This is a genomic window from Planococcus sp. SE5232, from assembly GCF_050686535.1.
Classification (GTDB): Bacteria; Bacillota; Bacilli; order Bacillales_A; family Planococcaceae; genus Planococcus.
The window spans coordinates 887739-902828 of the sequence record NZ_JBOGCP010000001.1 but is presented as its reverse complement, the minus strand read 5'-3'; the positions used below and the strand labels follow the sequence as shown (position 1 = coordinate 902828).

Annotated in this window: 9 protein-coding genes; all 9 read right to left on the bottom strand. The window is 44.7% G+C overall.

Translation table 11 applies throughout. The features are described 5' to 3' along the window. Positions 1–265 precede the first annotated feature (265 nt). Positions 266–1312 carry a C40 family peptidase gene (locus ACRC6Q_RS04310; RefSeq protein ID WP_223634757.1) on the bottom strand — a complete coding sequence of 349 codons (1047 nt, stop codon included), beginning with the start codon at positions 1310–1312 and terminating at the stop codon, positions 266–268. A gap of 350 nt (positions 1313–1662) precedes the next feature. Beyond that, positions 1663–3126, bottom strand: a complete 1464-nt coding sequence (locus tag ACRC6Q_RS04305) for an N-acetylmuramoyl-L-alanine amidase (RefSeq protein WP_223634759.1) — start codon at positions 3124–3126, stop codon at positions 1663–1665. 393 nt (positions 3127–3519) lie between these two features. After that, positions 3520–5697, bottom strand: a complete 2178-nt coding sequence (locus ACRC6Q_RS04300; protein ID WP_431465873.1) for a 5'-nucleotidase C-terminal domain-containing protein — start codon at positions 5695–5697, stop codon at positions 3520–3522. Positions 5698–6006: 309 nt separating this feature from the next. Continuing rightward, positions 6007–7425 carry an alanine/glycine:cation symporter family protein gene (locus ACRC6Q_RS04295; RefSeq protein WP_431465872.1) on the bottom strand — a complete coding sequence of 473 codons (1419 nt, stop codon included), beginning with the start codon at positions 7423–7425 and terminating at the stop codon, positions 6007–6009. Positions 7426–7758: 333 nt separating this feature from the next. Beyond that, on the bottom strand, positions 7759–8796 hold the full coding sequence (locus ACRC6Q_RS04290; RefSeq protein ID WP_431465871.1) for an S-layer homology domain-containing protein: 1038 nt from the start codon (positions 8794–8796) through the stop codon (positions 7759–7761). Positions 8797–8919: 123 nt separating this feature from the next. Beyond that, positions 8920–10008, bottom strand: a complete 1089-nt coding sequence (locus ACRC6Q_RS04285; RefSeq protein WP_431465870.1) for an amidohydrolase — start codon at positions 10006–10008, stop codon at positions 8920–8922. 636 nt (positions 10009–10644) lie between these two features. Continuing rightward, entirely contained in the window at positions 10645–11601 is a 957-nt protein-coding gene (locus ACRC6Q_RS04280; RefSeq protein ID WP_431465869.1) for a nuclease-related domain-containing protein, read from the bottom strand. A gap of 596 nt (positions 11602–12197) precedes the next feature. Further along, positions 12198–13811 (bottom strand): M20/M25/M40 family metallo-hydrolase, encoded by a 1614-nt coding sequence (locus ACRC6Q_RS04275; RefSeq protein WP_223634775.1) that lies wholly within the window; start codon positions 13809–13811, stop codon positions 12198–12200. 142 nt (positions 13812–13953) lie between these two features. Further along, positions 13954–14868 carry a DMT family transporter gene (locus ACRC6Q_RS04270; protein WP_431465868.1) on the bottom strand — a complete coding sequence of 305 codons (915 nt, stop codon included), beginning with the start codon at positions 14866–14868 and terminating at the stop codon, positions 13954–13956. Between the last annotated feature and the right edge of the window lie 222 nt (positions 14869–15090).

The following is a 15090-nucleotide window of genomic DNA, read 5'->3' as shown; positions in this document are numbered from 1 at the left end:
GGCTTGTGCAATATAGGTATTCTTTCTTCTCTCTATCAGCCTAAAAGTTCATTAGTTACCAATAAAATACTCTTTTATAAACAGTTTATAGTAAAAATATGTTTTAAAGAAGGTAAATATGGGAATACTTTAAAATACGCTCCTTGTGCCTAATTCTTTGTAACCGCATTTAAAAATAGACTTTCAAACCATAACTTTATACCTATGCATTGCATCAAAAAAGGACCTCCCATATGATACCGGAAGGCCCTGTTCTTCTTGATATTTATTTAACCATCATTGAACTGTATAAAGCTGCTGCAAATTCTGAACGATTTGCATTTTTCGTTTCGTAATATCTTGATGTTTGGAAGACTGTTGTCTGATCAATCGCCTTTAACGTAACGATGTGTTTGTGCGCCCAGAATGTTGATGGAATATCCAGGTATTTAACAGATGAAGTTTTAGCTTGCGCTTGAGTCGACTCAGACATTTTAAATGCCCGCTCGAGAATGACAGCTAATTGTGTTTTTGTTAAAGTATCGTCTACTCCGTATGCACCGTTTGTGTATCCGAGAATAATACCGGATTCATTCATCGCCGCTATGTCTTTAGCGAATCGATGTGATGTGGATACATCACTGAAGTTGACAGCACCTGATGGTTGCAGCTCCAGTACGCGGTTGACCATTGCAGCCGCTTGTCCGCGAGTGATGGATTCGTTTGGACGGAAATCCTGTTTTTCGAAACCGTTGATGATTCCTGAAACATTCAACGATTTAATCGCTTCATATGCTGGATGTGATGAAGCCACATCTACGAAGTTGCCATTTGTGACCGGAGGCAGTGAGGCTTGAATTGGTGCAGTAACACTTTTAACCCCACTTAACCGTTTAGCTCCTGCGTATTTCGGGCCCCAGTAAGGATTGGTGTTGATGTTTGAAATTGCCACACCTTTACTTTCCGCTGAGATCACATCGCCATCCCCCAAGTAAATTCCTGTATGGGAAATTCCTGGCTTATATGTATCGGCAAAGAATACTAAATCACCTTTTTGAAGATTGCTTTTCGAAACGCTGGTCCCGACATTAAATTGTTCGGCTGACGTTCTTGGCAATGAAATATCGAAGTTCTTGAATACGTGTAGGATGTAGCCTGAACAATCAAATCCTGCTGTAGTGGTTCCACCAAATTTGTAAGGTGTGCCTTTAAATTTAAGAGCATAACTGGCAATGTCGTCTGGTGCTGCTGCCTTAGTTTCAGTGGCTGTAAAAGGACTGATTACTGAGAATAATAGTACCATCATCATTATGAGCAATATGCGATTCTTCAATTTGTCACCTCTTATTGTTTTTTGGACCCAAAATGCTGATCAGGCACTGAATCATGTTTTTTTGTATTCTTAATCTATTTTTGATTTTAGCAGACAATTCTAACAGTTATTGTTACATTTGCATTACATTTATGTAACAAGTTTCATTTTTTTGTTTATTTATACCAATAAGAGGATATATAAGGTCTTTTAGAACCCCGTCTTACTAATCATTTTGCAGTAAATTTTTTGAAGTAAATTTATCGAGTTTAGGTTTTATTTTGCTTTGAAAACAAAAACTCCACCGCGCCACATTGGGCAGTGGAGTTTTTGGCAAGGAAAGATCGAGCTGCACGGATGGATCTGGACGATTAATGCAGTCGTTTACTTGGTGAAGAATCAGCTACGCTGTAATACTGGCCCAAATCAGTGCGGCCATGGTAATGATAGTAGAAGTCAAGGCTTGCCAGATAAAGGGCTCTTCCCATATTCTTGCGATGCGCATCAGAACGGATGTACTTAATATCGACATCGCTGTCGATAAAGCCCATTTCAATAAGCGTTGCAGGTACAGTGTTTTGGCGAAGAACTGCCAGGTTTCCTTGTTTCACTCCACGATTAACAAGTGGCCAAGCTTCCTGCATACGTGCTTGCATATAGATGGACAACACTTTTGATTGAGTTACATAAGGATTGGTCGCAGAAGTTGAACCATAATAGAATGACTCTTGGCCATTGGCCGATTTGTTGAACGCATTGGTATGAACACTGACAAATATGTCACCACCATATTTTTTCGCAAATTCCGCACGTTGCGTCAAGCTTGGATAAGTGTCTCCAGTACGCGTCATTACGACTTGAATCGGCGTCTTATCAAAATAAGACTTCATGTGATTACTGACATTTAAAGCGACATTTTTTTCAAGGAACCCAAAACCACTAGCTCCTGGATCTGTTCCGCCATGTCCTGGATCAATGATGATTGTAAGATCTTTTCCGGCAGCTGGAGGTGGAGCTGGCAGTACTGCCGCCGGTTTTGCAGATTTCAAATAGGATTTATCGACATAGCCGATCAAGTTTCCGGCTTTAATGTATGCCCAGTTGCCCGTGTAGCTTGCAACACTGACCATTTGGCCGTGGCTAAGCTTGCCGATGACGTTAGAAGGCGAATTGACGACTTGCGGTTTTGAGCGGATGTTCAATGTACTTGAACCTACGCTTACATATTGCGTTGTTTTAAAGATGGATGTATCTCCGGTTTTGACACGAAAATCAGCATTGATGGTTCTAGCCAGGAATACGGCGAAATCAGAACGGATAATCGTTACATTGCCTCCGAAGCTTCCATCAGCCATCCCTTGTGCAATGCCTTTATCCATCAGAATTTTAGCAGAGTCTGAAGAATTCGTACCCCCTAAGTTATAAGCACGGTTGATCAAAATGGCCATTTCGCCACGATCTAGTTTTGCGTTAGGACGGAACGTACCGTCTCCATATCCGCTGATGACTTTCTTATTGACAAGTTCTACTATATAGCCTGAAGCCATATTTCCAGCTGCAACATCTTTGAAGCTAGTTGCGCGTTTTTCGCCATTCAACCCCAATGATCTGCCCAGCATGGCAGCAGCTTCTCCTCTTGTCACTTCTCTATCAGGAACAAACTGGGTGGACGTAACCCCATTGATGATGTTCTTGTTCACTAGATAAGCAATTTCCGCTGCGGCTCGGTGACTGGCACCGACATCCTTAAAACTGGTATTTGCATTCACATGGCTCATAGGAACTATCACTGAAGAAATCAATGCTATACATAGTAAAATTATCCACTTTTTCAAACTTATTTGCCCCCTAAATATTATTGTTAATCCATACTTTAAACCATACCTTCAGTAAATTCTATGTAACTTTTAACCTATTTGTGATTATTTGGAATCAGATTTTTCTATACTAATGAGTCTAAAGTCTTCCGTTTTTTCTTCACTATACGTTAGTGTTTTGGATTTTGTTAATATTTTTTCATGGATTTTTTCTTTACAAATTAATGTAAAAACTAGGTATTTCGCTTATATTTTAAGGAAAACCGCCCCCTGCTAAACACCCCATCTGTGCAGCAATAAGCGCATGTTCTATAAGATCTCAAGATTTCTTTCTCCACATAAAGACCCACGCAAAAAAGCTCCGCCCCCAAAAGAGGGCGGAGCTTTTTTTAAATTTATGAAGCTGTGAAGTTATTGAGGCGTGTTCACTTCAACGATGCGCCCTTCAACTTCCGGTGTCACTTGGCCGATCCGCTCCAGTTCTTCCTGGAAATTGATCCAATCCGAAATTCCCAAATCAATGGCACGGCCTTCAGCGTATGCCTGAGCCAGAACATCATAACCGTCTCCGCCTTTAGCGGTAAAAGCATTTGTTGCCACTTTATATGTCTCTGATTCTACTAGAGGCGTTTCAGTTCCAGCTTCATCTACAAATGTAATGGATACAATTCGCGAGCCTGCAGGTTTTGTAGCATCAAATTGAATTTCTGCTCCAGAGACGTGCAGGAAACCGCCATTTTCGTTTGGATATTGGCCGACACTGATTTCAAATGCCTGTTTAATTTCAGTACCAGTCAAGTCCATGGTCGCCAATGTGTTGCCGAACGGCAAAACAGCAATGATTTCTCCCACTGTGATTGGCCCCGCATCAATAGCTGAACGGATTCCGCCGCCATTTTGGAAAGCCATCACTGTTTCCGGGCTATAGTCTCTTGCTTTTGCAAGCATGCCATCTGTGATGATATTGCCTAATGGGGTTTCATTTTTGCGAACACTCACTCCAGTTGTGTTGCCTGTATCACCTGTACGCGGATTTAAAAGCGGCTCCACAGCAACAGCTGTTGTCTCTTCTTCTTCAATTTCCTTCACTCTTGTTGCATAAGGCTCTAGAATTTCTACAGCTTCTGCATCTTCGGCTTGCGCATCAATTTCGACCAGCTCACCCGCGTATGCGTAGACTTCCCCTTGATCATCGAATTCCACATTCAATGTTCCCAGGTTATCGCCATACTGTCCTGTTTGGACAATGATGGTCGGGGCGTCAAACTCATTTACCAAAACTGGATCAGAAAGCTCTGTATGCGTGTGGCCACCCACGATAACGTCGATGCCTTCAACCGCTTTCGCCAATTCCTGATCGTTATCGATTGCAGCATTATCATCAAAGCCGATATGGGTAAGGGCTATGACTTTATCGATCCCCATTCCTTCAAATTCAGCGACCATTTGCTTCGCTTCTGCAATATAATCAGAAAACGTGATTTCTCCAGGACTGGAAATGTCTGCAGTATCCTTCGTTGTGAGTCCGAAAATCCCAACTTTCTCGCCATCGATTTCCTTCACGATTCCTGAGTAGATATTGCCTGAGGCAGCCTCTGCCGGAATCTTCGTCTGGAACAACCCGTCAAATAGCGGATCGTTTGAGAAATCAACGTTCGCAGCTACAAACGGGAATTCTGCCGCTTCGACAAATTCTTTCAGCGCCTGATGCCCTTCTTCAGAAGAACCCAGATCAAATTCGTGATTTCCGAAGGTCATCGCATCGTACTTCATCAAATTCATCATTTTCACGTCTGGTTCTCCAGTAAATTCGTTGAAATACAATGTTCCCGAGAATACATCACCTGCATCCAGCAATAAAGCATCCGGATTTTTTTCACGGAACTCCTTTACTGCCGTCACTCTTTTAGGAGCTGAATCCAGGCGCGCATGCGTATCATTTGTATGCATCAATGACATCGAGAACAACTCATTCTTCAAATCGTCTTTAGCACGGAAAATGAACAAGGCCATTTCTCCACGTGTCAGGTTTTGTTCAGCACCAAATTGTTTTTCCGTCTTCCCGACTGTAATGCCATTTTTAAGCAACGCGTCTACATATTTTGCGAATTTCGCATTCACATCTGTAAACTGTGTTTTTGTCACTTTGTCGTCTATATCATATTTGGCCGCACTTGCCAAAATTTTGGAAAGCTCATTCCGTGTCAGTAAATCAGTGGCACCGAAACGTTTCTCCGTCTTGCCGTGGACAATTCCAGCCTGTACCAAAGCATCTACAGCCCATTTAGCAGAAGCCGGAACATCAGTGAATCCTGAATCTTTAAAATCCTGGCTTGAATTGAATCCTATTGCGCGGGCAATCATCACAGCTGCATCCTGTCTCTTAATATTGTCAGCCGTACCGTAATGTGTTTCAGAAATACCATTCGTAATGCCGTTTTCAACCAAAAAATTAACCGCTTTCACGTAACGGTCGGAAACATCTTCAAATTTCGCCGCATCAGCAGATACGGTTGAAACTGCGGAAGCCACCATAGTTACAGCGATTGCCGAAGCGATGAATTTCTTGTTTTGCAGGACATTTGTCATGTGCTCTTTCCTCCTTAAGGATTATGTTTCTCATTGCTCCTTTACTTTACCAAATTAAACCTGCTCCTTCCATACAATTTACACAAAAAACGCATTATTCTTACAATGTATTTCTGTGCTGAATAGTTCATCTGTTTCTTTCCCATTAAACAGCGGAAATAACGCTCAAACCCACTCATTCTCCTCTTCTCCAACTAATGAAGTAAGACTGCTGGAGAAGAGAGTCTTCATTTTTTTTAGAAATTGGTGCGACTCAAGAAATGAACATAAAAAAACCCTTTTGCCGGTAAGCAAAAGGGGGTGGATACCTTATTCGTGGCGGCTTTCTTCGTCGCCCCAGCATTCAGTGTTCTTCAGGCCGGGGATATTTTTAGCAAAAAACTCCGGATTCTTTCCGGCTTTGCGCTGGCCTGTGTAATCATCCAGCACCTTGAAGGCAATTTTGCCGAGCAAGGCGATGACTACGAGGTTGAGTACAGCCATGAAGCCCATGAACAGATCGGCCATGTTCCAGACCAATTGAACCTGTGCCAATGCACCGAACATCACCATCGCCAATACGCCGAAACGGTAAGCAGTCAGCCAACCGCTGTGGGCGTTGATGAATTCGATGTTCGTTTCACCGTAGTAGTAGTTACCGATGATCGAACTGAACGCAAAGAACAGGATGGCAATCGCCAGGAAATAAGGCGCCCAGCTGCCCAAGTGAACATTCAATGATGCCTGCGTCAGCAGGATCCCTTCCTGTTCGCCATTTGAATACAGGTCTGCCAGGATAATGATGAAAGCAGTTGCCGAACAGATGACAATGGTGTCAAAGAAAACGCCCAAACTCTGCACAAGCCCCTGCTTCGCAGGATGCGAAACGTTGGCAGAAGCTGCTGCGTTCGGTACAGAACCCATACCCGCTTCGTTGGAGAACAAGCCCCGGCGGACACCTTGCATAATGGCGGCACCAATACCGCCGCCTACCGCTTCTTCCAAACCGAATGCACTTTGGATGATCAGGGTGAAAACGGCAGGAATTTCCGTAAAGTTTATGATGACGATATACAATGCAACAAAAATGTAGATCGTTGCCATAATCGGTACGACGACTTGCGTAACGCGTGCAATGCGTTTAACACCGCCGAATATGATGACAGCTGTTAAAAGTACCAGCCCAAGACCAACCGACCAATCAGGAATATTGAAAACATCCTCGAACGATTGCGCAATGGTATTGGATTGGACAGAATTGAAGATAAAGCCGAACGCGAGTGTCAATAGAATCGCGAAGACAATACCAAGTTTACGGTTGCCCAGCGCTTTTTCCATGTAATAGGCCGGACCGCCGCGGAATTGCTCGCCGTCACGGACTTTATAGACCTGCGCCAATGTGCTTTCAATGAAAGCGGTAGCCATGCCGATGATAGCCACCATCCACATCCAAAAGACTGCTCCCGGACCACCGATGGCGATTGCTAATGCGACACCTGTGATATTGCCGGTTCCGACACGTGATGCGGTTGAGATCGTGAATGCCTGGAAAGCGGATACGCCGCTATCGCCGTCCTTCTTCTCCGTGATGACGCGGAACATTTCGCCGAACAAGCGAACTTGGACGAATTTGGTGCGAATGGTAAAGTACAGGCCAAGGCCCATCAAAAGTGCAATTAATATGTATGTCCAGAGCAACGTGTTGACGTTATCGACGAACCACGTAACCCCATCTAAAAAAGCATTCATTCATTTTCTCCCCTTTTCAGTAAACTTATTTACAATACCCTGTATCCATTGGAAAGAAACGTTCTTTTCAACGGATATAAAGAAAAGCTTCGCTCAGCGGGATATTCCATTGAGAAAAGCCAGAACATAAGCCAAAAACGCCTATATATCCGGTATCCTGCCTGTCCAGTCTAACGGGCAGTTACAGGTCATATAAAAATGAGACCCTCTAGTAAAAGAGGGTCTCGGATATCGGCTTAACTTCATGATAGCATGTGTTTGGCCAAAATAAGAGTTGTTAGTATTTTAAGTTATTTCCCGGGAAATATTCTGTGGAAACATGCATTTCTTTGGTTATCGGATGGCGTACATGTGCACCCAATAAGGAAATCCATCTGAATCTTCCATATAGCCAACGCCGATAACCGTATATGATTTCAACAACAGGTTGTCTTTATGGCCGCGGGATTCCATCCACGCCCTAACCGTTTCATCCGCTGTAATATAGCCGCTCGCTAAGTTTTCCCCTACCTGGTTGGTTGGATAACCCAAATCGACGGCCATTTCCCATGGAAGCCCATACGTAGGTGAGGTATGGTCGAAATAATTATTTCGAGCCATATCTTCCGCCTTCAACTGTGCAATTTTCGACAGTTCAGGATCTTCCTGAACTTTTCCTACACCTGCCGCCTGTCTTTTTTCATTGACTAGGGCGATGGTGTCATAGGCTACTGAAGTTACTCCCGAATAGGCTTTACTGCCGCTGTCATATGTGACAGTTTTTGTTTTTACCCGTTCCGCAAATTGCATGGAACGTTCGATAAATGCTGCCAGCTGAGCACGCGTCACCAGGGTCTCCGGCTGAAAAGTAGAGGTCGTCACGCCTCTGGTGATATTAACTTCGGCCATCGTCACGATATAGGAATGTGCCCAATAAGTTGAAGGGACATCCTTGAAATTGATTTCATGGTTGTTGTCTACGACAATATCGAAACCTTCGATGATGATTTTTGCCATCTGCGATCTTGGCAAAGGACTTGCCGGATTGAATTTTTTGACGTCCGCGAATACACCTTTTTCAGTTAAGGCCGCAATTTCCTTATAAGCATAGTGGTTGGTTGGAACATCCGTGAACTTCGGCTTGAATGCGGTATCCAAATCCAGTTTCAGGGTTTTCGCGAGGATCAAGGCTGCCTGCGCTCTCGTTACATTGTCGTTAGGACCAAATTTGCCATTGCTGTAACCGTTTAAAATTCCAGCCTTGGATAAGTTATGGATCGAATAATAGGCAAAATGGTATTTAGATAAGTCCGGGAAATGATGGGCTTGAACCGGTGATGTCGAAAATAAAAATAATAATACGATAAGTGCAGAAATAATCGGCTTTTTCATATGCCCTCCTCCCTATTCGAGAACTCTCAAATACATTTTTTCACTATATTTTTACCTATACCCTTTTTCACCCCTTTTCTATCCTTTATTTTAAAAAAACTACTACTTTTGTTTTACTTCGGTTTATTGCCTTACTATATTTGCCAAAACACGTGCGCCAATCGCAAGGGCTTCGTGGTTAAAGCGCATATCCGGATGGTGGAGCCCAGGTGTGAGATCCGCGCCGATGCCGATCATGGCTGCATGCAATTCCGGTTTTTTGATCGTGTAGAAATGAAAATCGTCAGCACCTGTCGTATGGACCGGTGGAGCTGTCGCTTCGTCCCCCAAGGTTTGCCGGATGGCAGCGTCTGCAATCTGCATCGCTGTTTCGGAAACTTCCGCAGCTGGCGTGTAATCTGTCCACTCATAGGAAATTCCGACATCGTGCAGCTTAGCGATCGCCTCCAAACCGTCAGCGATTTTTTGCTGAAGTTCTTTCATGAGCCCATTCGATTGGGAGCGGACATCCATGGCAAAATGAGCGCTTCCCGGAATGATGTTCAAACTGTCGCCGCCCGTCTGGATATGCGTGAGTTTCGCCGAGTACGATTCAAACGGGGAAAAATAAATCGATTTCACAAATTGATGAATCGCTGCAAGGACATCGATGGCATTTTTGCCTTGATGTGGTCGAGCGCCGTGTGCATCCACACCAGTGATCTTCCCTCTCAAGAAGATGCCGGATCCATGATGCAGCGCAGGCGCCACTTGGCCAAACGGCAATTCCTCGATCGGCCGCAAATGCACGCCGTATAAATGTGAGACTCCGTCGATGGCTCCCCGCTCGATCATCGACAGCGAGCCATTTCCGAGCTCTTCTGCTGGCTGAAAAATAAAACGGACCCGTTTCGTCAAGGTTTCGTCTTTCAAGTGCAGAAGTGCTCCGAGCACCATCGCCATATTGGCATCGTGTCCGCAGGAATGATTGGCCTGGAGTTTGCCGTCCACTTCCTGCCAAAGCGCGTCAATATCCGCTCGAATCGCCACCACTTCCGGCCCGTTGCCGATTTCCGCAATCAACCCGGTGACATCTGGAAACGTATGGTATCCTACACCCAGCTCAGTCATGATCGCCGCCAGTTTCTTGGTGGTCTCCACCTCTTTCCAACTGACTTCAGGATGCGTATGGAAATGATTGAAGTATTCACGTATTTGCTGTTCGATATCCATGCAATTGTCTCCTTTGTATGAGAAATTCACTTTAATAGTTTGATTGTACACGAGGAACGGGGGGATTTGTGAAGAAATAGTTTGGGTGTGGGTTTCAAGATGAAGTTATTTTTTGGCTACATGAATAGATGAAGTCCCTACATGAAGTTTTCGACTCTTTACATGAAGTATCTAACTCTCTACATGACTTTCTGATTCTTACGTGAAGCTTTTTGTTTTCTACATGATCAATTGCGATCTCTACATGAAGTATCTAACTCTCTACATGACTTCTTGATTCCTACATGAAGCTTTTTGTTGGCTACATGAATAGTTGAGGTCTCTACATGAAGTTTTCGATTCTCTACATGACTTTCTGATTCTTACGTGAAGCTTTTTGTCGGCTACATGATCAATTGCGGTCTCTACATGAAGTATCTAACTCTCTACATGACTTCCTAATTCCTACGTGAAGATTTTTGTTTTCTACATGACCAATTGCGATCTCTACATGAAGTATCTAACTCTCTACATGACTTCTTGATTCCTACGTGAAGCTTTTTGTCGGCTACATGATCAATTGCAATCTCTACATGAAGCATCCGTTTCTCTACATGACTTTACAAGAATTCTATTATATTTCCGGTGAAAGTTTGTTTATTTTCCCTTCAACGGACGGGTATATTCGCGGTATCGCCTGCCGCCTATTGGTTGGCAACCGTTTCGGACCAGAAATCGCTTGGCTGTATCGAGTTTTTCTAGACCGATAAAATCGAGGCATTCAGCTGTATTGATTGTAGGTTTTATTAGCATGAACCAGTCCAGCAACGCATCAACAGGGGCATCTTGGCTGGTCAGTCGGCACGATTCACATTCCCAGATACGCTTTGTTCTTGCCATCTTTTCAAATACGCAGCGTGGACAAAAGACTCCAGCTTCGATTTCAGACTGTTCGATTTGAAATTTAGGAGCCAGAGGGAAAGGGTGATAATCCCGATGAATATCCACTAAACTTTGCCCAAGCTGATGAAGTTCTTCTATAGAAATAATCGGTTTCGGCAATTTCATTTTCGATAAGTGAAAATTGAGCTCGCCCGAAGCTAAAATAAGAGCATTAGGCGGCGCGTCTTCAACAATTTGCGAAGGATGCGCGATGACAATAATAGTCGCCACCGACAGTGGACAACCGAGGGTTTTCAAAAATTTGTTCATGCGTATAGCAGTTTCATTCATTTGCGTGATGGGACTCTTATAGCTTTTAATCTCTCCATTTGTCAATATCGAATGCAGCGCACTCGGATTTTGCTTGAATTGAAGCTTTCCCGCGATATTTTTTATTTCCAGTAAAAACACACAGCTCTGGGTGAGCACCACCGTATCCACTTGAACTTTAAACGACTCTCCCAATGAAAAAGCCTGGATAATCAGGTGAGGATAAGGCGGGTCAAAAAATTCCAGCGCTTCATCCAAGCGTTCTTCCCCTCCGTAGCCCGCGTTGGCATTATTTAAACTATTTTTCACAGCCATCCGTTTTGGATGAGTCGGCGGCAGCCTTTTTAATAAAGCTTCATACCCCGCAATTTTTTTCGGCTTTTCGCGATGTTTAATGATCATAAAATCTCTCCTTTTTCTCATTAGTTTAACAGATAAAATAGGGAATTACCATTTATATCCAAATCTAATTTTTGAACCTATTATAGCTTTCAAAAATGATTTTTGAGTATAAGTTTATGCGATAATTTGCGAGTTTTACGTGAAAGTCTCAGTTTTCTACCTGACATTTCTTCTTCTCTGTATATAGTGTTTCTTTCTATCTTACGTATTCGGACTTTTACAAGAATCTTTCATCTCCATATATCACTAAACTACGCTCCTACCTCAAGTTTTCAAGCTTCTATATGAATCAATGCCGTCTATCTCACATTTCCCGCCCTCTACATGAACTCTCCCTCTCCATACATCAACCAACTTCACTCCTACCTGAATATTCACCACCTTTACCTAAATCCACCGGATCCTAAACTATCTCTCCCCCAAAACACTCAGATGTCCAACCCCAAAACACTCAGATGTCCAACCCCAAAACACTCAGATGTCCAACCCCAAAAACGCTTTTCGCTCGCGAAAAGCCACAAAATCGATCTTGAACTGACCCCACTAAAGCATCCTGCTCACCCTCTCGACCTAAACGCCAACCAAAAAAAGCCGCCTCAATGGCGGCTTTTCACGGGTATGGATAGAATCATTTCTTCTAAGAGAATGGGCATTTCTTCGAATGTGTTTTTGATGTGCAGACGCTCGGTGCGTTTGTGGGCGTCTTTGCCGTAGGGTCCAACGTTCAAAACAGGAGCGGTCAATTGTTTCATGGCTTCGAACGGGATGCTGTAGGGATCGCCATAGACGGGCGTGTTGTTTTCATAGGTGATCCAGCCCCCGTTTTGATCCGTGTAATTGACGTAGCTCAGATCAGAGATGCCGTTGAAATAATGAACTTGTTCGATGTCCAAGTTGAACTTTTCTTTGGCATTGGTTGTGACTTGTTCGACGCATAATTTGATCAGCTCGTTTTCTGATGAATTGACGGGCGGATAATAAGGCGGTGCGTACATCAGGACCATGGCAGGAGTCAGTTCCTGGCAATTGATGAGCAGGATGTCTGTGACATGCATGGACTTTTCGCGGACGTCCCATTCGGGATGCATCAGCGTGTCGCGCAACAAATCGGTGATATAGTCGTGACCGAATTTATTGAGCGCGTATTCCATCAGTTTTTCGTAGCGCATGACATTGATGCTGCCGAACGGTTCGATGTTTTCGCGTTCACACATGGCACGGTAATCGCGCTCGCAATGGGCAGCTGCCTCTTTCGCGACGTTTTCAAAAATCTCGAAGACTTCTTCCGCGTTGCGTTCCATCATGAAGACATTGTACATGGCCGACGTACGGTACGGAGTCTGTGCCGAATAGGACAACTTCATATCACGCTGCATCAGAGTGACCGGCAGCGGTGTCGTCTCCCCATAGACGACTTCCTTGAAACTTGGATTCCATTCCATCCGATGGGTCAGATAGGTCGAAATATAGCTTGATGTGATGCCTGACAACGGTTCGCCGACATGAGTCTCTTTGCCGTAAAACAACGCCGATGGCATGATTTTCCCGATTGAGCCAGTATACAGATAGTGAGTCTTATCGCCAGGTTTCATCGCAAATACGGGTTCGCCGTTAAGGAACAGGATGAATTCAAGCCCGTGTTCGCGCTCAAGGTCGAGCAGCTTGGCTACGCCATAGCGCATGCCTGCCGAGTTGACTTCCTCGTCCGGCACCGTCATCAGCAGCAGATTGATCGGCCATTCTTCGATAGAGGCTTTTTCAATCAAAGCCATATGCAGGGCAAGGCCAGCTTTCATATCCATCGTTCCGCGTCCGAAGAGGTATTCGCCTGAATCGAGGTCGCTTAACGTGTCCGCGTCGAATTCGTCACGGATCAGCTTGAAGGCCTCCGCCAATTTATAGGGACTGCATGCCAAAGGTTCCAGATCTCCGTATTCTCCTGTGTGCACCGTGTCGAAATGGCTGAGCAGGACAATCGTGTCGACCGCTTCCGGGTGTTTATAGAGAGCCGTCACATTTTGCCGCTCCCAATTCACTTCACCCAATCCGATATATTCCGGATGTTCCTGGAAATAGGGAAGCTCCATCAGTTTGTCTTTCAGCTTAAAGGCAAACTCCACTTCTCCATCGGTCAATGTCAGGCTTTTCCAACCGACAAGTTCACACAATAACTCTTCTAATTTCTCTGGCGTTCCCCATAATGTGGCCATGGCTTTTCACTCCTCTGATTGTTCTTGGCTGTCTAACTTTCTTCTATTATAGTGAACTTCCCTGTAAATAAAAAGAGGGCGCAAAAAAAGAATAGCAGCCACCCTGCATTGCAATTTCGGCTTTTCCAACAATAAAAACAGCTCAATGCGAGAGCCGTTTTTTTCGTTTCTTCAAGAGATCTTCGGCAGCCCCAGAACCGAACAGCACGCCGATGACAATCAGCACCAAGCCGTAGATATGGCCGGGTGTGATCTTTTCATTCAAAATGACGCTGGCACCCACAAGGGAAAATAAGGTGTTCAGGTTCATGAAGATGGCGGCTTTTGTCGGTCCGGCCTGCCCGATCGAATAATTATAGAGCATATGGCCGACCGCTGTCCCCAGCATCGCCGAGAACAGAAAAGCAATCCAGAACGATACGGGTACCATGGCGAAAGCCCGGATTTCCCCCGGCTCCTGAATGAGCGAAATGATGAATAGGACGGTTGCGCCCACCACGAACATATAGCCCGTCAATAGACGCGGATCCAGTGAGCGCGCGGCATTGGCGATGACGATATAGCTCAGCACCTGCGCAAGGATCGAGATGAAGACGAAAATGTCACCGACGTTCAATCCCGTCGCAGCGCCGTTGCCCACCAATACTGTAGCCGCAACGCCAGCAAAGCCGACGATTACACCAAGCCATTGCAGTTTGGACGGGAAATTACGCATGATCAGCGATACCAGCACCGCCGTCAACATCGGTCCTGTCCCAAGGATCAACCCGGCATTCGAGCCGGTGGTCAAGGACAGGCCGTTCGACAGGAAATAATGATGCGCAACGACATTGAGCAGCGAACCGAGGAAGATGAACTTCCAGTCGCTTTTAGCCGGCCAACGCAGCATTCTGAAGGCAGCCAGAATTCCGATCACCGACAATCCCGCCAATAAAATACGGAATGCCGTCAAGGTCACCGGATCCACAAATGCCACCATGTATTTAACAGAGGCTAAGTTAAAGCCCCAGACAATCATCACTGCTGTCAGGATGCCGTAAATTTTCCACTGAGTCAATTGCAAAGACCTTCTTTCGCTTTCCGAATATAAGCATTCATTTTACGCCTGTTTCCGGCATCTGTAAATGTCCAAAAATTCACTTGTGGTTTGGATTTATAATTGACTAAATTGAACTATATGAGTTGAACTATGGTTTTTTAGCCGATATTCCGCAAAACAGCTTCGCTTTCCAGCGGGCTCCCGCCCAATCCTCCTCGTCCGCTGCGCTCCCTGCGGTGT